This is a genomic window from Clostridium nigeriense, assembly GCF_050585265.1.
Taxonomy (GTDB): domain Bacteria; phylum Bacillota; class Clostridia; order Clostridiales; family Clostridiaceae; genus Clostridium; species Clostridium nigeriense_B.
This window is the reverse complement of sequence record NZ_JBNOOE010000025.1, coordinates 14,275-35,504: the sequence shown is the minus strand read 5'-3', so window position 1 is coordinate 35,504 and position 21,230 is coordinate 14,275. Positions and strand designations below refer to the sequence as shown.

General features: G+C 29.0%; 20 protein-coding genes, 1 pseudogene and 1 other annotated feature. All 21 genes and pseudogenes read left to right on the top strand.

Annotation, left to right across the window (positions count from 1 at the left end):
* The first annotated feature begins 192 nt into the window (after positions 1-192).
* Positions 193-741, top strand: a complete 549-nt coding sequence (locus ACQPVP_RS16015; RefSeq protein WP_430851636.1) for a hypothetical protein — start codon at positions 193-195, stop codon at positions 739-741.
* 26 nt (positions 742-767) lie between these two features.
* Positions 768-2,012 (top strand): replication-associated recombination protein A, encoded by a 1,245-nt coding sequence (locus tag ACQPVP_RS16010; protein ID WP_430851634.1) that lies wholly within the window; start codon positions 768-770, stop codon positions 2,010-2,012.
* Between the two features lie 136 nt (positions 2,013-2,148).
* Positions 2,149-2,601, top strand: coding sequence for an RrF2 family transcriptional regulator (locus ACQPVP_RS16005; RefSeq protein ID WP_430851632.1), 453 nt, complete (start codon positions 2,149-2,151; stop codon positions 2,599-2,601).
* A gap of 2 nt (positions 2,602-2,603) precedes the next feature.
* Complete coding sequence (gene nifS / locus ACQPVP_RS16000) at positions 2,604-3,803, top strand: cysteine desulfurase NifS (RefSeq protein WP_430851630.1); 1,200 nt, start codon at positions 2,604-2,606, stop codon at positions 3,801-3,803.
* Positions 3,787-4,218, top strand: a complete 432-nt coding sequence (gene nifU / locus ACQPVP_RS15995) for a Fe-S cluster assembly scaffold protein NifU (RefSeq protein WP_430841185.1) — start codon at positions 3,787-3,789, stop codon at positions 4,216-4,218. Before nifS ends, nifU begins: the two co-directional genes overlap by 17 nt.
* An 8-nt stretch (positions 4,219-4,226) precedes the next feature.
* Positions 4,227-5,309 (top strand): tRNA 2-thiouridine(34) synthase MnmA, encoded by a 1,083-nt coding sequence (mnmA, locus tag ACQPVP_RS15990; RefSeq protein ID WP_430851628.1) that lies wholly within the window; start codon positions 4,227-4,229, stop codon positions 5,307-5,309.
* 90 nt (positions 5,310-5,399) lie between these two features.
* A complete protein-coding gene (locus ACQPVP_RS15985; RefSeq protein ID WP_430851626.1) occupies positions 5,400-5,882 on the top strand; it encodes a PRC-barrel domain-containing protein in 483 nt (160 codons plus the stop codon).
* Positions 5,876-6,907, top strand: a complete 1,032-nt coding sequence (locus tag ACQPVP_RS15980; RefSeq protein WP_430851624.1) for an AI-2E family transporter — start codon at positions 5,876-5,878, stop codon at positions 6,905-6,907. The genes ACQPVP_RS15985 and ACQPVP_RS15980 overlap by 7 nt, the downstream gene beginning before the upstream one ends.
* A 63-nt stretch (positions 6,908-6,970) precedes the next feature.
* Positions 6,971-7,141: a binding site (T-box leader), on the top strand.
* A 55-nt stretch (positions 7,142-7,196) separates the two neighbouring features.
* Entirely contained in the window at positions 7,197-9,836 is a 2,640-nt protein-coding gene (gene alaS, locus ACQPVP_RS15975; RefSeq protein WP_430851622.1) for an alanine--tRNA ligase, read from the top strand.
* 139 nt (positions 9,837-9,975) lie between these two features.
* A complete protein-coding gene (locus tag ACQPVP_RS15970; protein ID WP_430841180.1) occupies positions 9,976-10,233 on the top strand; it encodes an IreB family regulatory phosphoprotein in 258 nt (85 codons plus the stop codon).
* A 47-nt stretch (positions 10,234-10,280) separates the two neighbouring features.
* On the top strand, positions 10,281-10,697 hold the full coding sequence (gene ruvX / locus ACQPVP_RS15965; RefSeq protein WP_430851620.1) for a Holliday junction resolvase RuvX: 417 nt from the start codon (positions 10,281-10,283) through the stop codon (positions 10,695-10,697).
* Positions 10,698-10,772: 75 nt separating this feature from the next.
* On the top strand, positions 10,773-11,045 hold the full coding sequence (locus ACQPVP_RS15960; protein ID WP_430851619.1) for a DUF1292 domain-containing protein: 273 nt from the start codon (positions 10,773-10,775) through the stop codon (positions 11,043-11,045).
* A gap of 44 nt (positions 11,046-11,089) precedes the next feature.
* Entirely contained in the window at positions 11,090-11,560 is a 471-nt protein-coding gene (locus ACQPVP_RS15955; protein WP_430851617.1) for a Fur family transcriptional regulator, read from the top strand.
* 67 nt (positions 11,561-11,627) lie between these two features.
* Positions 11,628-13,295 (top strand): ribonuclease J, encoded by a 1,668-nt coding sequence (locus tag ACQPVP_RS15950; RefSeq protein ID WP_430851615.1) that lies wholly within the window; start codon positions 11,628-11,630, stop codon positions 13,293-13,295.
* 151 nt (positions 13,296-13,446) lie between these two features.
* A complete protein-coding gene (typA, locus tag ACQPVP_RS15945) occupies positions 13,447-15,273 on the top strand; it encodes a translational GTPase TypA (protein ID WP_430851613.1) in 1,827 nt (608 codons plus the stop codon).
* An 87-nt stretch (positions 15,274-15,360) separates the two neighbouring features.
* On the top strand, positions 15,361-16,368 hold the full coding sequence (mltG, locus tag ACQPVP_RS15940) for an endolytic transglycosylase MltG (protein ID WP_430851611.1): 1,008 nt from the start codon (positions 15,361-15,363) through the stop codon (positions 16,366-16,368).
* A gap of 28 nt (positions 16,369-16,396) precedes the next feature.
* The gene (locus ACQPVP_RS15935) at positions 16,397-17,041 is read left to right on the top strand and encodes an O-methyltransferase (RefSeq protein ID WP_430851610.1); all 645 of its coding nucleotides are present in this window, start codon (positions 16,397-16,399) and stop codon (positions 17,039-17,041) included.
* A gap of 4 nt (positions 17,042-17,045) precedes the next feature.
* Entirely contained in the window at positions 17,046-18,281 is a 1,236-nt protein-coding gene (locus ACQPVP_RS15930; RefSeq protein ID WP_430851608.1) for a peptidase U32 family protein, read from the top strand.
* A gap of 21 nt (positions 18,282-18,302) precedes the next feature.
* On the top strand, positions 18,303-18,920 hold the full coding sequence (udk, locus tag ACQPVP_RS15925) for a uridine kinase (protein WP_430851606.1): 618 nt from the start codon (positions 18,303-18,305) through the stop codon (positions 18,918-18,920).
* A 79-nt stretch (positions 18,921-18,999) separates the two neighbouring features.
* Positions 19,000-20,595 carry a penicillin-binding transpeptidase domain-containing protein gene (locus ACQPVP_RS15920; protein ID WP_430851639.1) on the top strand — a complete coding sequence of 532 codons (1,596 nt, stop codon included), beginning with the start codon at positions 19,000-19,002 and terminating at the stop codon, positions 20,593-20,595.
* Between the two features lie 201 nt (positions 20,596-20,796).
* A pseudogene (locus ACQPVP_RS15915) lies at positions 20,797-21,225 on the top strand (sigma-70 family RNA polymerase sigma factor); the annotation flags it as partial.
* Positions 21,226-21,230: the final 5 nt, after the last annotated feature.

Below are 21,230 nucleotides of genomic sequence, written 5' to 3'. Positions count from 1 at the left end.
TGCCATAATGTTAACTAAGTGACATTGATATAGATAGACTCTCTTTTATAAGTGTCTATCTTATAGGTTCCATTTTAAATTCGCCCTTTATTTTTTTTATATTTTATAAACATAGAATTAACATTTTTATGATATTATTTAAAGAGAAACTTGTTAACAAAGATATACTTAATTAATTTTATGGAGGATGGTATGAAAAAAAGTATTTTAACAATTACATTAATTATGATTTTACAAGTATTTATGGTAGGATGTTTCAATAGTTCTAATGAAGACAGTACAAATATTAAAGATAATGATGGCATAATAAATACTGAAGAAAATGATACTATAACAAAGAGTGAGGAGAGTAAAGTTAAAGAAACTATAGATTTAGTATTATCATATACTAACGGATATGATGAAACTATGGAGAAACATATAAGTGAAAAAAATTTTTATGTTTGTAATTATGTAGAATTTTACTCTTTATATATAGGAGAATTAGAGTTAAAAAAGTATGAAAGCGAAGTAGTAAGTTTAAGAAAAAATCAAGATAGATATATAGCATGCTTGCTTTTGAATATTGAAGCAAAGTCTTTAGAAACTCATGGTGATGAAGAAGAGGGGGATGAGGCTATAGGGGAAAATGTACCCGTAGAAGTTATATTAAAAGAAAGAAATGGAGAGTTATATATAGAAAGTTTTAAAGAGTATGAAGATCTTGAAAAAGCTAAAGAATTAAATGAAGGTTTTAAATAAAATAACTATAGGAAAGAGTGAGGTTAATGAAGCCATTAGCAGAGGCTATGAGACCACAAAAGTTAGAGGATTTCATAGGACAAAAAAATATTATAGGTGAGGGAAAGCCGTTATATAATTTAATAATTAGTAAAAGAATTCCTAATTGCATATTATATGGGCCTCCTGGAACTGGTAAAACAACCCTAGCAAATATTATGGCTAATTATAGTGATAAAAAATTTTATAAATTAAATGCGACTACTGCATCAGTAAAAGATATACAAGAAATAACAGATAGTTTAGATAATTTACTTAATTATAATGGTGTAGTTATTTATATTGATGAACTTCAACATTTTAGTAAGAAGCAACAGCAAGCACTTTTAGAATTTATTGAAAATGGAAGGGTTACATTAATAGCAAGTACTACAGAAAATCCTTATTTTGCAATTCATAAGGCTATATTAAGTAGATGTAATATTTTTCAGTTTCAATCACTTACTATAGATGAGATAGTAGAAGGATTAGAGAATGCAATTAGTAGATTAATATCTAAAGGAATTGAAGTAGAATATTCAAATGAGGCCTTAAAATATATGGCTGAGATTTCTCAAGGAGATTATAGAAAAGCCTATAATATATTGGAGTTAGCTATTAACTCTCAACTTAATAAAATTAAAAAGATAAATATTGAAAATATAGAAGGATTAAATCAATCTCATATAAGAGCTGATGCTAGTGGAGATGAATATTATAATTACTTAAGTGCCCTTCATAAAAGTATAAGAGGTAGCGACCCAGATGCAGCTATTCATTACTTAGCAAGACTAATTAAATCAGGAAATTTGCAAGCGATAATAAGAAGGATTTCTTTAATTGCGGCTGAAGATATAGGGCTTGCACACCCTAATGCATTAACAGTAATAAATTCAGGAGTTGATCTTGCTTTAAAAGTGGGATTTCCTGAAGCTTCATTAATATTATCTGAACTTGTTATTTATCTTGCAACATTACCAAAATCAAATAGTGCATATTTAGCTCTTACAAGTGCTATGGAAGATTTAGAAAATAAAAATATAGGCGATGTTCCAATACATTTAAAAGATGCACATTATTCTGGAGCGAGAAATCTAGGAATAGGAGGATATAAGTACCCACATGATTATGAAAATAACTACATTAGACAGCAATACTTACCAGATAATTTATTAGGGGCTAAATATTATAATCCTCAGAATAATAAATATGAAAACAGTATTAAGAATTATTGGGAAAATATAAAAAAATAAGATTTAATTTCATATATTAAATAAGGGAATATAAGCCTTTAGAAGGAATCAATATTATTGACAATAGTAGAGCTGTTTGGTAAGATATATGAAGTAAATACAAGTAAAATGGTCAACATTAAAAGGGGGAAGAATTATGAAGCTTTCTACTAAAGGTAGATACGGGGTCAAGGCTATGGTAGACCTTGCTATGCACTATGGAGATGCCCCCGTTTCAATAAAAACAATCTCTAAGAGACAAAATATATCTGAATACTATTTAGAACAATTATTTTCACCTCTTAGAAAAGCTAAACTTATAAAAAGTATAAGGGGAGCTCAAGGTGGATATGTTTTAAATAGTGCACCAAAGGATATAACAGTAGCAGATGTTATGTATGTTTTAGAAGGCCCTGTTGAAATTGCAGAATGTATTGAAGGTTCAGAATGTGATAACATAGATTATTGTGCTACTAGATTGTTATGGGAAAAAATAAAAAATAGCATTGATGAAGTAATGGAAAGCATCACGCTTCAAGATATAGTAGATGATTATAATAGATTGAAGTTTGAAGGCGAATCAATTAAATTAGTAAAGAGGAGCGAGTAAAGATGAAAAACGTGTATATGGACTATGCAGCAACAACTTTTGTTAAACCAGAAGTTTTAGATGAAATGATGCCATTCTTTACTGAAAAGTATGGAAATCCATCATCTTTTTATGGTATTTCAAGAGAAACGAAAATGGCTATAGATAATGCTAGAGGAAGAGTTGCAAAAGCGTTAAATTGTGATCAAAATGAGGTATACTTTACAGGTGGTGGCTCAGAAGCTGATAACTGGGCTATTAAGGGAATAGCTTCAGCTCATAGAAAAAAAGGAAATCACATAATAACTACTAAAATTGAACACCATGCGGTTCTACATACTTGTGAGTATTTAGAAAAGCAAGGTTTTGAAGTGACATATTTAAATGTAGATAAAGAAGGTTTTATAGATTTAGAGGAACTTAAAAATGCTATAACGGATAAAACCATCTTAGTTTCAATTATGTTTGCGAATAACGAAATTGGAACTATTCAGCCAGTAAAGGAAATAGGAGAAATTTGTAGAGAAAGAAAAGTACTTTTCCATACAGATGCAGTTCAAGCAGTAGGAAATATTCCTATAGATGTTAAAGATATGAATATAGATTTATTATCTTTAGCAGGACATAAAATATATGGACCTAAAGGTATAGGAGCTCTTTATATAAGAAAAGGCGTAAGAATAGATAACTTAATACATGGTGGTGGCCAAGAAAGAGCTAGAAGAGCTGGAACTGAAAATACAGCTTCAATAGTAGGACTTGGAAAGGCTATTGAACTTGCAACAGATAATTTAGAAGAACATAATAAAAGATTAACTATTCTTAGGGATAAATTAATAGATGGATTATTAAAGGTACCTCATACTAGATTAAATGGACCTAGAGGGGATAAGAGACTACCTGGTAATTCTAATATTACATTTGAATTCATAGAAGGAGAGTCAATACTTTTATCATTAGACTTTGAAGGAGTATGTGCTTCAAGTGGAAGTGCTTGTACTTCAGGATCGTTAGATCCATCTCATGTATTATTAGCAATTGGATTACCTCATGAGTTAGCTCATGGATCATTAAGATTAACTTTAGGTGATGGATCAACTGAAGAAGATGTGAATTATGTCTTAGAAGTTGTACCACCAATTATTGAAAGATTAAGAAATATGTCTCCGTTATGGGAAGACTTTATTAAGAAGGGAGAAAAATACTATGATGTACAGCGATAAGGTAATGGATCATTTTAGAAATCCAAGAAATGTAGGAGAAATTGAAGATGCAAATGGCGTTGGAGAAGTTGGTAATGCTAAATGTGGAGATATAATGAAGGTTTATTTAAAAATTGAAGATAACATAATTAAAGATGTTAAATTCAAAACATTTGGATGTGGATCTGCTATTGCCTCATCATCAATGGCAACAGAATTAATTAAAGGAAAAACAGTAGAAGAAGCATGGGAGTTATCAAATAAGGCTGTTGCTGAAGCTTTAGATGGACTTCCACCTGTAAAGATGCACTGTTCTGTATTAGCAGAAGAGGCAATACATAAAGCTATTAATGATTATAGAAAAAATACAGGCTTAGAGCTTTGGGACTTCGAAGAACATGATGATATTCATGATCATGTTCATGGGGAAGAATAGGAAGTAATATGAAAAAAAAAGTAGTAGTAGGTATGAGTGGAGGAGTAGATAGCTCTGTTGCTGCCTACCTTTTAAAAGAACAAGGTTACGATGTAATAGGCGTAACTATGAAGCATTTTGATGATGAAGATGAAGACTATGTTGAAAGAGAAGGCGGATGTTGCTCTCTTTCATCAGTTGAGGATGCAAGAAGAGTTGCTGATAAGATAGGAATTCCTTTTTATGTACTTAACTTTAAAGAATCCTTCAAGGAAAAAGTAATAGATTATTTTATTCAAGAATATATTGAGGGAAAAACTCCTAATCCATGTATAGCATGTAATAAACATATAAAGTTTGATGAATTCTTGAGAAGAGCTAAGGGTATTGGAGCAGATTATGTGGCTACAGGCCATTATGCTAAAATTGAAAAAAATGAAGATGGTAGATATCTTTTAATTAAGGCAGATGATGATAGAAAAGATCAAACTTATGCTTTATATAACTTTACACAAGAGCAGTTAAGTCAAACATTAATGCCATGTGGTGATTATACAAAGGATAAAATTAGAGAAATTGCTAAGGAAATTGGTCTGGCTGTCCATAATAAAAAGGATAGTGAAGAAATATGTTTTATACCTGATAACAATCATGGTAAGTATATTTCATTAGTTAAACCAAATAAAGTTAAACAAGGTAATTTTGTTGATAAAAATGGTAATGTACTAGGAAAACATAAAGGAATAGTATATTACACAATAGGTCAAAGAAAAGGATTGGGTATAGCTTTAGGAAGACCAGTTTTTGTTACAGATATAATACCTAATACTAATGAAGTTGTTTTAGGGCCAGAAGAGGATATATTTAAAACTAATTTAGTAGCAAAGGATGTTAATTTTATTCCTTTTGATAATTTAAATGGAGAAATGAATATTACAGCTAAGGTAAGATATTCAGCTAAACCTGCTGAGGCAATAATTTCGCCACTTGAAGATGGAAAAATTAAAGTTTCATTTAAAGATAAGCAAAGAGCAATTACTAAAGGGCAATCAGTTGTATTTTATGATGGAAATATAGTAGTTGGTGGCGGAATAATAGAAAGTATTTTATAATAAAAAATTCCTATATATTAAATATATAGGAATTTTTTTTGTTACTTTAGTAAATAATAATTCTATGGTTTATAGAAGGGAGAAAATAGCATGTTAAAAACTAAGGATTTTTATTTGCTAAAAGTTTATGATATTAGGGGAAAGTATTTAGGGATAATCGATGATATATATATAGATTTTAATAAAGGCATAATAAAAGGCTTTTTATTATCAAATTACTTGTTGTTTAGCAAAAAGAATTTTATTAAGGTTAAAGATATTATAACTATTGAAGATGTTATGATAATTAGAGAGGTTAATAAAAAAGAGGGAATAGCATTTAAAAGTATCAAAGATATAGATGTGAAAGATAAAAGAAATATAATTATAGGAGTTTTAGAGGATTTAATAATTAATAGGAAAGATTTATCTATTAAAGGATTAATTATTAGTTCAGGTATTTTTGATAGAATAGTAAAAGGTAAAGAAATACTTCTTTTAAAGGAATGCATGTTAGGAGAAGATTTTATTTTTTATTTTGGTAATAATGAAGTTAAGTTTCAAAGTATGCCAAGAAAGAATAAAATATGCTAGTTAGTAATAAAAGTAAGAAGATATTAAAATACATTATAGTAGCTTTGTTATTTATTTTTATCCTAATTTTATATTTAAAAGTAAAAACATTAAATAGTATAGTGAATATAATATTTATAAGTTTCATTCTTGCATATGCATTAAAGCCCTTGAGAGATATACTAAGCGATAAGTTTAAAATAGAAAAAAGGACTGCTTCTCTTATAATTATATTTAGTATTTTATTTGGAATTGTTTTATTTTTTTATATAGTAATCCCTTCTATTTTAAGAGAAAGTTATAATTTCGGAAGTGTATTAGATAATGTAGATAAGTATGTAGAAGCATTGGCGAAAAAATTTAATATAGATAATATTGATTTTTTTCAAAGCATCTACGGAAGAATAAGGGATGAAACTAATATTTTGCTAAGAAACTTTTCTAATAACATGTTAGATAACTTAATGACATTATTAGAGAGTATTATATCAATGGCTATTATTCCTATTGTAACATACTACTTTTTAGTAGATGGAGAACTTATTTTTAATAAGTTAATGTTAATCTTTCCAACAGATAAAAGAGTAATAGCTAAGAAGGTAATTAATCACATAGATAAAGTATTATCTCGATATATAATAAGTCAACTATTATTGTCTTTGATTATAGGAATATTAACAACTATATCTTTATTTATAGCAAGAGTTAAATTTTCTTTAATACTTGGAATATTTAATGGAATATTTAATATAATTCCTTATTTTGGACCTATAATTGGAGGAATACCTGCAATATTTATTGCACTTATGGAGTCGCCTAGTAAGGCTTTATGGACATTAGTTATAATGTTTATAATTCAGCAAATAGAAGGTAATATATTATCACCTAAAGTAACTGGAGATAGTACTAATATGCATCCAATTATTATTATAATTTTGCTTTTGATTGGTGAAAAGCTTGGCGGATTTATTGGAATGATTATTATAGTACCAATTGCTGTAATAATTAAAGTTATATATGAGGATATTAATGATTATTTGTTCTAAAATAAATAATTGACATATTTTAATAAATAAATTATAATTTCATTGAAATATAGTAAAATTTTATATCTAGCGTTGATGAGAATGAGTAAATATACACTATGTATTCAGAGAGGAAGTGGATGCTGAGAACTTCTTACATAATATATTGAAGCTATCTTGGAGCTATATTTGACTAAGTGATGCATTTGTGCATAATTAGGGTGGTACCGCGGAATATATGTTTTCGTCCCTTTTTTAAGGGATGGAAACTTTTTTTTATTATAAAAAGTAATTAAATGGAGGTAAGATTATGAAATTCATAGGAACTAATGAGCTTAGAGAAGCTTATTTAAGATTTTTTGAATCAAAAGAGCACTTAAGATTAGAGAGTTTTCCTCTAGTGCCTAAAAATGATAAATCGTTATTATTAATAAATGCAGGTATGGCACCTCTTAAACCATATTTTACAGGTTTACAAGAGCCACCAAGAAAAAGAATTACTACATGTCAAAAATGTATAAGAACTGGTGATATTGAAAATGTAGGAAAAACATCAAGACATGGTACTTTCTTTGAAATGCTTGGAAATTTCTCTTTTGGAGATTATTTTAAAGAAGAAATAATTCCTTGGGCTTGGGAGTTTATAACTGAAACTTTACAAATTCCAAAGGATAAATTATATGTAACTATATATTTAGAAGATGATGAAGCCTTTGACATATGGTGTAAGAAAACTGATGTTGATCCGAAAAGAATTTTTAGATTAGGGAAAGATGATAACTTCTGGGAAATAGGAGTTGGACCATGTGGACCTTGTACAGAAATTCACTTTGATAGAGGAGAAGGTGTTATTACAAATGTTGATGACTTTATTAAAGCTAGTGATGAGGACAGAGTTGTAGAATTTTGGAATTTGGTCTTTACACAATTTGATAAAGATGAAGAAGGAAATTACAATAAATTAGCTAATCCTAATATAGATACAGGAATGGGTCTTGAAAGAATAGCAACAATAATGCAAGGAGTAGACAATATATTTGAAATAGATACTGTTAAAAATATTTTAAATAAAGTATCAGAACTTTCAGGAGTTAAATATGGAGAATCATCTCAGAAAGATATTTCTTTAAGGATAATTACAGATCATGTTAAATCTGTAACTATGCTTATATCAGATGGAGTTCAACCAAGTAATGAAGGTAGAGGCTATGTATTAAGAAGATTGTTAAGAAGAGCAGCTAGACATGGAAGATTACTAGGTATTAAAGGACTATTCTTAACTGATATAGTTGAATCAGTAGTTGAAAATTATGGGGATGCTTATCCAAATCTTAAAGAAAATAAAGAATATATTGAAAAGATAGTTTCTTTAGAAGAAGAAAGATTCAATGAAACTATAGATTCAGGAATGAACATTTTAAATGATTATATTCAAGAAATGAAATCTTCAAATGAAAATATATTAAAAGGAGAAAATGCCTTTAAGTTATATGATACATATGGTTTTCCAATAGAATTAACTGAGGAAATATTAGAAGAAAAAGGTATGAAAGTTGATTATGAATCATTTAAAAAGGAAATGGAAGAACAAAGACAAAGAGCTAGAAATGCTAGAGGCGAATCAACTTACATGGGTAGTGATGAAAGTCCAATAAATAAGATTGAATCTTCAATAAATACCGAATTTGTTGGATACAATAATATTGAAGTAGATTCTAAAATTATTATTTTAGCAAATGATAATGATTTTGTAGATGAATTAGTAAGTGGTGAAAAAGGATATATAGTAACTGAAAAAACACCATTTTATGCTGAAATGGGTGGCCAAGTAGGAGATAAAGGTATTATAAAAACTACTTCTGGAGAAGCTTATGTTTATGATACTAAGAAAAATGTAGGTGGAAAAACTATTCATTACGTTAAGGTGAATGAAGGTAGTATCAAAGTAAATGAGGATGCAGTTCTTAAAATAGATATTGTAAGAAGAAGAAATATTGAAAAAAATCATACTGCAACTCATATGTTACATGAAGCATTAAAACAAATAGTTGGAAAACATGTAAATCAAGCAGGTTCATATGTTGATGATGAAAGATTAAGATTTGATTTTACTCACTTTACAGCATTAACTGAAGAAGAAATAAATAAATTAGAAGATTTAGTTAATAAAAAAATAATGGAAGTATTTTCTGTAGATACAGATCTTATGACCTTAGATGAAGCTAAAAACTCAGGAGCTATGGCTTTATTTGATGATAAATATGGTGATAAAGTAAGAGTTGTAAGTGTAGGAGAGTTTTCAAAGGAGCTTTGTGGTGGTACACATGTTCACAATTCAGGAGAAATTGGTTTGTTCAAGATAGTTTCAGAGGCAGGAGTTGCTGCTGGAATTAGAAGAATAGAAGCAATTAGTGGTATAAATGCAATAAAGTACATGGAAGAAAAGCAAAGGTTATTAAAGGAAGCATGTAATGTATTAAAATGTAGCGAAAGAGATGTACTTAAAAAGATAATTTCTCAAGGTACAGAAATTAAGGATAAAGAAAAAGAAATTTTAGAACTTAAGAGTAAATTAGCTTCTGGAGTTGAAGATGAAATCTTATCTTCAGTTAAAGAGATAAATGGAGTTAAGGTGGCAGCTTATGCTGTTGAAGGAATTGATGGAAATTCTTTAAGAGATCTTGGTGATAAAGTAAGAAATAAGATTTCTAGTGGTGTGGTTGTGTTATTTAGTAATGTAGGTGGAAAAGTAAACTTAATTGCTATGTCAACAAAGGATGTACTAGATAAGGGAGTTCACTGTGGTAAGATAATTAAAGAAGTAGCTTCTATTGTTGGAGGCGGTGGTGGAGGAAGACCAGATATGGCTCAAGCTGGTGGTAAGAATCCGGAAAATATTAAAACAGCAGTAGAAAAAACTTACTCAGTAGTAGAATCTTTAGTAAAATAGTGTACTTTTATACTTTTATAGTTTATAATATAGTTAATAGAAGAAACCTTGTATAGAATTTTTTAAATATGGAATACTATTACTAGGAAATATTAACTAAATAGAAGTAAGGGGGTGTGCTGCAATTAGCAGCAGTTGTATGAATAATAACTTAGATGCAACAATGCAATTTGACTTAAACATCAACAAAGAAGATTTAACTAAATCTATATTAACAGATGTTTATAATGCGTTACAGGAGAAAGGTTATAATCCAGTTAACCAGCTAGTTGGATATCTTATTTCAGGGGACCCTTCTTACATTACAAGCTACAACGGAGCAAGAGCTTTACTAAGAAAACTTGAAAGAGATGAAATTCTTGAGGAAGTTATAAAATCTTATTTAGAAATAAAATAAAGAGTGCCCGTTTATTCGGGCACTCTTTAATATTTAAGGAGAAAAGTATGAGAATATTGGGCTTAGATATAGGATCAAAAACTATTGGAGTAGCTATAAGTGATCCATTAGGATGGACTGCTCAAGGAATAACAACTATAAGAAGAAGTAAAAAAGAGCAAGATTTAGAAGAAATAAAAAAACTATGCAAAGAGTATTCGGTAGAAACTATAGTAATTGGACTTCCTAAAAATATGAATGGTACTATAGGTGAATCAGGAGAAAGAGTTTTAGAGTTTTCTGAACAAATAAAAAGTTTTACAGGTTTAAAAATTGAAATGTGGGATGAAAGATTAACAACTGTAGCAGCCCATAAAGCTATGTTAGAAGCAGATTTATCAAGAAACAAGAGGAAAAAAATAGTAGATAAAATTGCAGCTACATATATATTGCAAGGGTACTTAGATAGAATAAGTATTAAATAATAATTAGCTATCAATTGAAAGTTATTATTGACAAGTAATAAGGTAAAAATTACAATTATAAAAAGGAGTATTTTTATGGATAAAGATTTAAAACAATTAGAATTATACGATGAAGATGGAAATTTAGTGAAATTAAATGTTGTTGCATTTTTTGATATGGTAAATCCAGATACAGATGAAAAAAGCGAATATGTTATAGTATATGATGATAATTATACTGAAGATGATATATTTGCATTAAAGGTAGGAGTAGATGAAGATGGTGATGATTTACTAATACCTATAGATGATGAAGTAGAACTTGCAGCAGTTCAAGAAGCATATGATACTATTTTTTCTGAGGAATAATAGTTTTAGATAGATAAATAAATATAGAAAGGGGTGTGTTGTCTGTGGAACAATCAAATAGTATAGATTTTAATGTACTAAAAGAGGATTTAAAACAAAAAGGATATAAATTGACGCCTCAAAGAAGAGCTATTGTTGATACTATAATAGAAAAAGAGGGCGAACATTTAACAGCAGAAGAGATTTATGATGAAGTTAAAAAGAGTTGTCCTGAAATTGGCTTAGCTACGGTATATAGAACTATAATCTTGTTAGAGGAGTTAGGAGTTATTTGTAAGCTAGACTTAGATGATGGATGTAGTAGATATGAATTAGTTCGTAAAGATGAGGGTCATAGACACCATCACTTAGTTTGTAATGAGTGTAAAAGTGTTATTGAAGTACAAGATGATCTATTAGATGAACTTGAAGAAGAAGTTGAAAGATCTTATGGATTTAAGATTATAGATCATAGTGTCAAATTTTTTGGTGTTTGTAGAAAATGTCAAAGCAAAATTAATGATAAAAATAAATAAGGATGAAGAGGTTACTCTGTTTAGAGAACCTTTAAGTTACATATTTTAAGAAGAAGGAGGGGACATATTGAAAAATGAAAAAGCAAAGGTTAGAATTATTCCTTTGGGGGGAATTAATGAAATAGGTAAAAATATAACAGTAATAGAATATAAAAATGATATAGTTGTTATAGATTGTGGATTAAAATTCCCAGATGAAGATATGTTCGGTATTGATTTAGTAATACCAGATGTTAGTTATTTATTAAAAAATAAGGATAAGATAAGAGGAATATTCTTAACACACGGTCATGAGGATCATATAGGGGCACTACCATATGTATTAAGACAATTAAATGTGCCTGTATATGGAACAAAGTTAACTCTTGGGATTGTTGAAACAAAGCTTAAGGAGCACGGTTTATTAAGCTCAACAGAATTAGTTAGAGTAAAACCAAGAGATGTTATAAAATTGAATTCAGTATCTGTAGAGTTTATAAAAACTAATCACTCTATTGCTGATTCGGTTGCAATAGCTATACACACTCCACTAGGGGTTGTATTACACACAGGAGATTTTAAAATAGACTATACACCTATAGATGGTGAACCAATGGATTTTGCAAGGTTTGCAGAGATTGGTAAGAAAGGTGTATTAGCTATGATGGCTGATTCAACTAATGTTGAAAAGCCAGGATATACTATGTCTGAAAAGGTAGTAGGAGAAAGTTTCGCAAGGCTATTCTCTAAAGCAAAGGGGAGAATTATAATAGCAACCTTTGCATCAAATGTTCATAGAATACAGCAAATAATAGATGCTGCCCGTGTATATGATAGAAAGGTAGCAGTTTCAGGAAGAAGTATGGAAAATATAGTTGCTGTTGCTGCTGAACTTGGATATTTAGAATTTGAAAAAGATATATTAATAAGTGTAGATCAAATTAATAAATATCCAAATGATAAGGTGGTTATTATAACTACAGGAAGTCAAGGAGAACCAATGTCAGCACTTGCTAGAATGGCAAGCTCTGAACATAGAAAGATCAATATAGTTGAAGGAGATACTGTTATTATTTCAGCTACTCCAATACCAGGAAATGAAAAGTTGGTTTCTAAAGTAATAAATCAGTTATTCCAAAAAGGTGCTGAAGTTATATATAAATCATTAGCTGAAATACACGTTTCAGGGCATGCTTGTCAAGAAGAATTAAAGCTAATGCAATCTTTAGTAAAACCTAAATTCTTTATTCCTGTTCACGGGGAATATAGACATTTAAAACAACATGGTGAACTAGCTATATCTTTAGGAACACCTGAAGGAAATGTATTAATACCTGAAAATGGTGGAGTTATTGAAGTTACTAGAAATAATATTAGAAGAAATGGATCAGTAAATGCTGGGCAAGTATTTGTTGATGGCTTAGGTGTTGGTGATGTTGGAAATATAGTATTAAGAGATAGAAAGCATTTATCTCAAGATGGTATATTAACAGTTGTTGTAACACTATCTAAAGAAAATAACTCTATTATCGCAGGTCCTGATATTATATCTAGAGGTTTTGTTTATGTTAGAGAATCAGAAGGACTGATGGATGGAGCTAAGGATATTGTTAAGGATGTATTAAGAGAATGTGAAGAAAGCAACATAACAGATTGGGCTAGCTTAAAAGCTAAAGTAAGAGATGAACTTAGATCATATCTTTATGAAAAGACTAAGAGAAAGCCTATGATTTTACCAATAATAATGGAAATATAATCTGAGAGGTTGACATTTCTTTATAATAATCTTAGAATGGTTATAGTTTAAATAATTTTAAAAAAATTGGATACAACCGTATCCAATTTTATTTTGGAAAAAATAATTTATAGGTTTACATTATATAAAAAACCACATTGGAGGAAATTAAATGAATTTAATTAGTAGAGATGATATTAGAAATATTGCAATAATAGCTCACGTTGACCACGGTAAAACAACATTAGTAGATGCTTTATTAAAAGAAAGTCATGTATTTAGAAGCAATGAAAAAGTTGAAGAAAGAGTTATGGATTCTAATGATTTAGAAAAAGAAAGAGGAATTACAATCCTTTCAAAGAACACTGCTATGATGTATAACGGAGTAAAGATTAACGTTGTTGATACTCCTGGACATGCTGATTTTGGAGGCGAGGTTGAACGTGTTCTTAAAATGGTTGATTCAGTATTATTAGTTGTAGATTCTTATGAAGGACCTATGCCTCAAACAAAATTTGTTTTAAAAAAGGCATTAGAACTTGGATTACAACCAATAGTAGTTATAAACAAAATAGATAAACCAAATGCAAGACCAGAAGAAGTTATAGATGAAGTATTTGAATTATTTATTGAACTTGGTGCTAATGATGAACAATTAGATTTTCCAATTATATATGCTTCTGCAAGAGAAGGTTTTGCAAGATATAATGTTGAAGATACGAATAGTGATATGGTACCATTATTTGAAACAATATTAGAAAATGTTGAAGCACCTAAGGGGGAAATAGATGGACCTTTCCAAATGCTTGTAACTACATTAGATACTAATGAGTATGTAGGAAGAATAGCAATAGGTAAGATTCATAGAGGAAGAGTTAAAAAGAATCAACAAGTTGCTTTAGTAAGACAAGATGGAAGCACAGCAAATTATAGAGTATCAAGCATTTTTACATATAATGGATTAAATAGAGAAGATGCTCAAGAAGCAGCTTTAGGAGATATTATTGCATTAAGTGGTATTCCAGATTGTAATATTGGGGAAACTATAGCTGATGCTTTAAATCCTGAAGCATTACCATTTGTAGAAATTGATGAACCAACATTAAGTATGAACTTTATGGTAAATGATTCTCCTTTTGCAGGTAGAGAAGGTGAATTTGTTACATCAAGACATTTAAGAGATAGATTATTAAAGGAATTAGAAACTAACGTAAGTTTAAGGGTTAATGAAATTTCATCAGACTGCTTTGAAGTTTCAGGAAGAGGAGAACTTCACTTATCTATATTAATTGAAACTATGAGAAGAGAAGGCTATGAATTCCAAGTTTCAAAAGCAAATGTTATATTTAAAGAAGAAAATGGCAAGAAATTAGAGCCGATGGAATATTTAACTATAGACGTTCCTGAAGAATTTATGGGACCTGTTATGGAAAAACTTGGACCTAGAAAAGCTGAAATGGTAAATATGACATCTGCTGTTAATGGATATACTAGACTTGAGTTTATAGTACCAGCTAGAGGATTAATCGGATTTAGAAATGAATTTATGACTGATACTAAGGGTAATGGTATAATGAACCATGTATTCAACGGCTATGATAAATTTAAAGGTGAAATTCCAGGAAGAAGCAGAGGATCTATATGTTCATTTGAAGATGGAGATGCTATAACTTATGGATTAGTAAATGCTCAAGAAAGAGGAACCTTATTCATAGGAGCTGGAGTTCCTGTATATCAAGGAATGATAGTAGGAGAATGTTCTAGGGCTGAAGATATAGACATTAATGTATGTAAAGGTAAGAAGCTTACAAATACAAGAGCATCTGGATCTGATGATGCATTAAAGTTAACTCCACCAAGACAAATGACATTAGAACAATGTCTTGAATTTATTAATTCTGATGAATTAGTAGAAGTTACTCCTGAAAATATAAGAATGAGAAAAAGAATATTAGATTCTGCTGAAAGAAGAAGAATATCAAGCAGAAGCAAAAAGTAGGTAAAATTCTTTATAATTAAAAAGAAAAGTATTATAATAAAGTAAATAGCCTAAATAGGCTATTTACTTTGTATGTAGGGGGTTTTTATGAAAAAGTTAAGTTTAAAAACGGTTCCCGTAATAATTATTGTAGTATTATTTATAAGCTTTTTAATATCATTTATAAATGTAATAAAGAAACCTTTAAAAACTTCAGATGATATAGTAATAAAAGTAGATGAAGGTGATAGCTTTTATAGCATAATACAATCCTTAGCAGATGAAGGAAAGCTAAAAGGTATTCCTTTTATAAAAGCATATGTTAAGGTTTTAGATAAAAACATAGAAGTTAAACAAGGAGAATATGTTTTGCAAAAGGATTTATCTTTAGATAAATTAATAGAAACCTTAACTAGTGAATCTTCATTAAATACTGTTAATTTTACAGTGCCAGAAGGTTATACTATAGAAGATATAGGTGAAAAATTAGAAGCTGAAGGTATATGTAGTAAAGAGGATTTTATATTAGCAGTTAAGGAATATGAGTTACCTAATTATGTAAAAGTAAACAGCGAAAAAAAATATAATCTAGAAGGATATCTATTTCCAGATACATATTTAATAAATATTGGAGAAACGCCTAAAGATATAATAACGAAGATGATTTCAAGATTTGAAGAAATGTTAAGGAAGGCTATGGATGAAACTAATACTACTGTCAATAATGAAGATATAGAAACTGTTATAACTATAGCTTCTATGATAGAGAAGGAAGCAAGACTTGATAGTGAGAGACCGTTAATTTCATCGGTTATAATGAATAGATTAAATGATGGAATGATGCTTCAAATTGACGCCACAGTTATTTATGCTCTAGGAGAACATGTAGATATAGTTCTATATGAACATTTAGAGGTAGACTCTCCGTATAATACATATAAAAATTATGGATTACCTGTTGGACCTATATCTAATCCAGGATTGGAATCAATTAAAGCTAGTTTAAAACCAGAGGATACTGATTATTTATTCTATGTTCTTCAGGATAATGAAAGTCATTATTTTACAAATAGTTATGAAGATTTTGAGAATAAATTAGAGGAGCTTAAATATTAATAATAAATTAATTATTTGGAGGATTTACATGAGTGGAATAACTTATGATTATATGGAAGAATATATAAGAAGTCTAATACCAGAAACTTCTGAAAAATTTAGAGAGTTAGAAGAATTTGCAAAAGAAAATAAGGTTCCTATAGCTCAAAAGGAAACAGCAAAATTTTTAGAGTTTATGGTTAGTATGAAAAAGCCTCTAAGAATATTAGAACTTGGAACTGCTATTGGCTATTCAGCAATTTTAATGTATGAGTCATCAGGAGCTAAAGCATATATTACCACAATAGAACGTGATGAAAATATGATAAAATATGCTAAAGAGAACTTTAAAAAATATAATTTAGAAGATAAAATAGAAATTAAAGAAGGGGATTGCCTTGAAATTTTAGAAAGTTTAGAGGAACCGTATGATTTAATTTTTATGGATGCTGGTAAAGGACACTATAATCATTTTTTACCTCATTGTTTAAGATTATTAAAAGAAGATGGAATTATTGTAGCTGATAATGTATTATTTAGAGGTATGGTTGCATCTAATGATTTAGTAAAGAGGAGAAAAATAACTATAGTAAAGAGAATGAGAAAGTACTTAGAGCTAGTATCTAAGGATGAAAATTTAATTACGTCTGTAATACCAATGGGGGATGGAATTGCAGTGACTAAAAGGAGGTAAAGATATGATAAAACCAGAGATTTTAGCACCGGCAGGAAGTCTAGAAAGATTAAAAATAGCAATAGATTTTGGAGCAGATGCTGTATATATAGGTGGCGGTAGGCTAAATTTAAGAGCCTTTTCTGATAATTTTACTAATGAAGAAATGGCTGAAGGTATAAAATATTGTCATGATAGAGGGAAAAAATTATATGTAACTATGAATGTTTTTCCAAGAAATCATGATTTAAAAGGTGTAGAAGAATATATAAAGGGATTATATGATTTAGGAGTAGATGCAATTATAGTTGCAGACCCATCAATAGTAGCAGCAGCAAAATCTGCAGCACCAAATTTAGAAATTCATTTAAGTACTCAAGCAAATATAACAAATTGGATGGCAACTAAATTTTGGTATGAACAAGGTGTAAAAAGAATAGTTTTAGCAAGAGAACTTACGCTTAAAGAAATAACAGAAATAAATGAAAATACTCCTGAAGGTTGTGAACTAGAAGTATTTATACATGGATCTATGTGTGTAGCATACTCAGGAAGATGTTTAATTTCTAATTATATGTTAGGAAGAGATGCAAATAAAGGTATTTGTTCAAATGCTTGTAGATATAAGTATTATATAGTTGAAGAAACAAGACCAGGTGAATATTACCCTATAGTAGAAGATGATAATGGAACATATATAATGAATTCAAAAGATTTATGTATGATAAAGCATATACCTGAAATTGTAAAAAGTGGAGTTCATTCATTAAAGATAGAAGGAAGAATGAAAAATGAATTTTATGTTGCTTCAACAGTAAAAGCTTATAGAGAGGCTCTAGATTCATATTTTGATAATCCAGAAGGATATGAATTTAAACAAGAATGGTTAGATACAGTATTAAAAGTAAGTCATAGACAATATCATACAGGTTTCTTCTTTGGAAAAATGGGAGAACAAACATATGATGTATCATCATATGTAAGAGATTATGATATAGTTGGTATAGTACAAAGCTATGATGAAGAAACAAAGGAAGCTACTATTCTTCAAAAAAATAGAGTTTTCGAAGGTGATGAGGTAGAAGTTTTAAGAGCACATACACCATACTTTAATGTTAAGCTTAATGATATGTTTGATATGGAGAAAAATAAGAAAACTGATGTAGCTAATAGAGCTCATATGGTATTTAAAGTAAAAGTTGAAACTCCATTGAAAGAAAAAGATATGTTAATAAAAGGAAAGAAAGTTTTAGAGCTTTAAACATAAGAAGGAGGAACTATAATGAAAAAGCCAATACTAATAGGTATTACTGGTGGAACAGGATCAGGGAAAAGTAGTATTGCAGATGCTATATATTCAAGCTTTTCAAATGAATGTATTGCAATGATACAACAAGATATGTACTATAAGGATCAAAGCAATTTATCTATGGATGAAAGAGTAAAAACTAATTATGATCATCCAAAGGCTTTTGATAATGATTTATTAATAAATCATTTACAAGATTTAATTAATGGAGTTTCCATAGAAAAACCAATTTATGACTTTTCAATTCATAATAGATCTAAAGAAACTGTAAGAGTTGAACCTAAAAGCATTATAATTGTTGAAGGTATTTTAGTTCTTGAGGATGAAAGATTAAGAGATTTATTAGATATCAAAGTTTATGTTGATACTGATGCTGACATAAGAATATTAAGAAGATTAGTTAGAGACATAAATGAAAGAGGCAGAACTGTTGATTCGGTAATTAATCAATATTTAGAAGTTGTAAGACCTATGCACTTACAATTTACAGAGCCAACTAAGAGATATGCAGATATTATAGTTCCTGAGGGTGGACAAAATAAAGTTGCAATAGATATTCTTGTAACAAAGATTAAAGATATTTTAAAATAGAAAAAATTGTATAAAAAGCACTTTCCTGGGATAGAATTAACCCTAGGGAGGTGTTTTTTTGATAAATAAAAAGAATCAAATGAATTTAAATAGAATAGCAATTATAAGCGGAATATATGGGCTTATAATAGTAATGTTAATAGTTAGGTTATACTTTCTTCAGGTTCATCCATCTTTAATAGTTGAGGGAGAAATAGAAAATTATCAATCGGAAAATTTATCTCAAATGAATTACAGAATATTTGATACAAATGGTAAAGATTTAATGAGTTATGATAAAAAATATATTGTAGTCTTAGATACTAAGCCATTTATGTTAAATAATTATGAGGAAACATTAGAGGATTTAATGGCGTTAAATTTTATAATGAAGTCTGAAAATCCAGATTTTAATTATTCAGATGTTATGCAAGAAGAAGGGAAAATATATTATACAGTTAGTGAAGAAACTTATAATAAGGTAAATAAACTAGAAAATATTAAAGGTATATATACATATATATATGATGAAATAGATAAAAATGAAGCTTGGAAAACAAATAATTTTCTATCAGATATAAAGGAAGAAAATGTGGTGGAAGATTCATTAGAGTATGATTTAGATTCTTATATAAAAGAAAATACGTATCCAACTGCAAAGTTTTATTTAAATGAAAAGTCTATTTATGGAGATGGAGAAGTAATTGCATCAAACAATAACAATATAAAATTAACAATTAACTCAGAGTGGGAAAATACAATTAGAGAAATTTTAAATGAAGATGATTATTCATTTTTAAATAATATTGGGGTAGTAGTATCAGAGGCGAAAACAGGTAAAATTAGAGCAATGGTTCAAAAAGATGAAACTCAAGCTAATGTGAATTTAGGAATTGGTCAATTAGGATATGAACCAGGATCTATCTTTAAAGTAATTACAGAAGCTATAGCATTAGATGAAGGATTAATTAGTCCAACTGATGAGTTCTTGTGTACTGGAGAAATATGCACAAAGGATGGTAAGCCTTATGCTCATGGTTTATTATCTGTTGAAGATGCATTAAAGGTTTCTTGTAATGATGTTTTTGCAAAGGTTGGCACTGAAATAGGATATAGTGATATGATGGATTATTTGAGTAATATGGGATTATTTAAACCTGTATTAAATATAAAAGGTGAAAATAGAAATGAAGCATCTGGTGTAAAACCAACATTAGAAAATAGTATGAATAATATTTCAATAGGTCAAACAGTAGTGGTAACTCCTGTACAAATGGCAGGATTATATAATACTGTAGTAAATGATGGTATTTATATTAAGCCTAGTATTGTAGAAGAAATTGTTGGTGATAATGATGAAGTAGTTGATGAGTTTAAAGGAAATGAAACTAGAATATTTAGTGAAACCGCAGCTAGACTTACACAAGAAACTATGTCAAAAGTTATATGGGAAGGCTCAGGGTTCGAAGCAAAAGTGGAGGGAGTAAATATTGGTGGTAAAACAGGAACATCAACTGGAAGTGGTGGAACTAACCATGGATGGTTTGCTGGGTATTTCGAATTAAATGGAGAAAAATATACAATAGTAGTTATTGCACCAAACATAGGTGAAAAGCATCCTGATGGCAGAGAATTAGGTGGTGGAAACACTGGAGCACCTATATTTAGAGATATTGTAACAGAACTTACTAAATAAAACTTATTAGAGGGTTAATATTAGATTAAATTTTAGCAGTAGTTCAAATAATGAAATATTATATTGAAGAAGTTTTAAATAGTGTGACTATATATAATATGACATTTAATAGATATTATATAAAGAATAAATTTAAAAAAATAGAGCAATATTTTTAAAATTTATCATATTATATAATAAGCACTACTAGGAGGAAGTTCTGTGTTTTTTTTATCTAATATTATAGAGCTATTATGTAATTCAGTATTTTTAACAGGTTATATTACAGGAAATAATACTTTTCCTAAACCATTAGATGAGGAAGAAGAGGAAAGATATTTAAGATTACTAAAAGATGGAGACAAAGAAGCAAAAAGTATATTAATAGAGAGAAATTTAAGACTAGTAGCTCATATTGTAAAAAAATATAATTTCCCTAATAAGGATATAGATGAATTAATCTCTATAGGAACAGTGGGACTTATAAAAGCCATAGATTCTTTTGACTCATCGAAAGGAACTAGGTTGGCTACTTATGCTTCAAGGTGTATTGAAAATGAAATATTGATGCTTTTTAGAAATAATAAAAAGCAAAAAAACGAAGTATTTTTACAAGATCCAATTGGAGTGGATAAAGAAGGAAATGAAATAACATC

Bases quoted from the DNA above. Each gene is read 5' to 3' on its own strand.
- ACQPVP_RS16015 (WP_430851636.1), top strand. From the start codon at position 193: ATGAAAAAAAGTATTTTAACAATTACATTAATTATGATTTTACAAGTA.
- ACQPVP_RS16010 (WP_430851634.1), top strand. From the start codon at position 768: ATGAAGCCATTAGCAGAGGCTATGAGACCACAAAAGTTAGAGGATTTC.
- ACQPVP_RS16005 (WP_430851632.1), top strand. From the start codon at position 2,149: ATGAAGCTTTCTACTAAAGGTAGATACGGGGTCAAGGCTATGGTAGAC.
- nifS (WP_430851630.1), top strand. From the start codon at position 2,604: ATGAAAAACGTGTATATGGACTATGCAGCAACAACTTTTGTTAAACCA.
- nifU (WP_430841185.1), top strand. From the start codon at position 3,787: ATGATGTACAGCGATAAGGTAATGGATCATTTTAGAAATCCAAGAAAT.
- mnmA (WP_430851628.1), top strand. From the start codon at position 4,227: ATGAAAAAAAAAGTAGTAGTAGGTATGAGTGGAGGAGTAGATAGCTCT.
- ACQPVP_RS15985 (WP_430851626.1), top strand. From the start codon at position 5,400: ATGTTAAAAACTAAGGATTTTTATTTGCTAAAAGTTTATGATATTAGG.
- ACQPVP_RS15980 (WP_430851624.1), top strand. From the start codon at position 5,876: ATGCTAGTTAGTAATAAAAGTAAGAAGATATTAAAATACATTATAGTA.
- alaS (WP_430851622.1), top strand. From the start codon at position 7,197: ATGAAATTCATAGGAACTAATGAGCTTAGAGAAGCTTATTTAAGATTT.
- ACQPVP_RS15970 (WP_430841180.1), top strand. From the start codon at position 9,976: ATGAATAATAACTTAGATGCAACAATGCAATTTGACTTAAACATCAAC.
- ruvX (WP_430851620.1), top strand. From the start codon at position 10,281: ATGAGAATATTGGGCTTAGATATAGGATCAAAAACTATTGGAGTAGCT.
- ACQPVP_RS15960 (WP_430851619.1), top strand. From the start codon at position 10,773: ATGGATAAAGATTTAAAACAATTAGAATTATACGATGAAGATGGAAAT.
- typA (WP_430851613.1), top strand. From the start codon at position 13,447: ATGAATTTAATTAGTAGAGATGATATTAGAAATATTGCAATAATAGCT.
- mltG (WP_430851611.1), top strand. From the start codon at position 15,361: ATGAAAAAGTTAAGTTTAAAAACGGTTCCCGTAATAATTATTGTAGTA.
- ACQPVP_RS15935 (WP_430851610.1), top strand. From the start codon at position 16,397: ATGAGTGGAATAACTTATGATTATATGGAAGAATATATAAGAAGTCTA.
- ACQPVP_RS15930 (WP_430851608.1), top strand. From the start codon at position 17,046: ATGATAAAACCAGAGATTTTAGCACCGGCAGGAAGTCTAGAAAGATTA.
- udk (WP_430851606.1), top strand. From the start codon at position 18,303: ATGAAAAAGCCAATACTAATAGGTATTACTGGTGGAACAGGATCAGGG.
- ACQPVP_RS15920 (WP_430851639.1), top strand. From the start codon at position 19,000: ATGAATTTAAATAGAATAGCAATTATAAGCGGAATATATGGGCTTATA.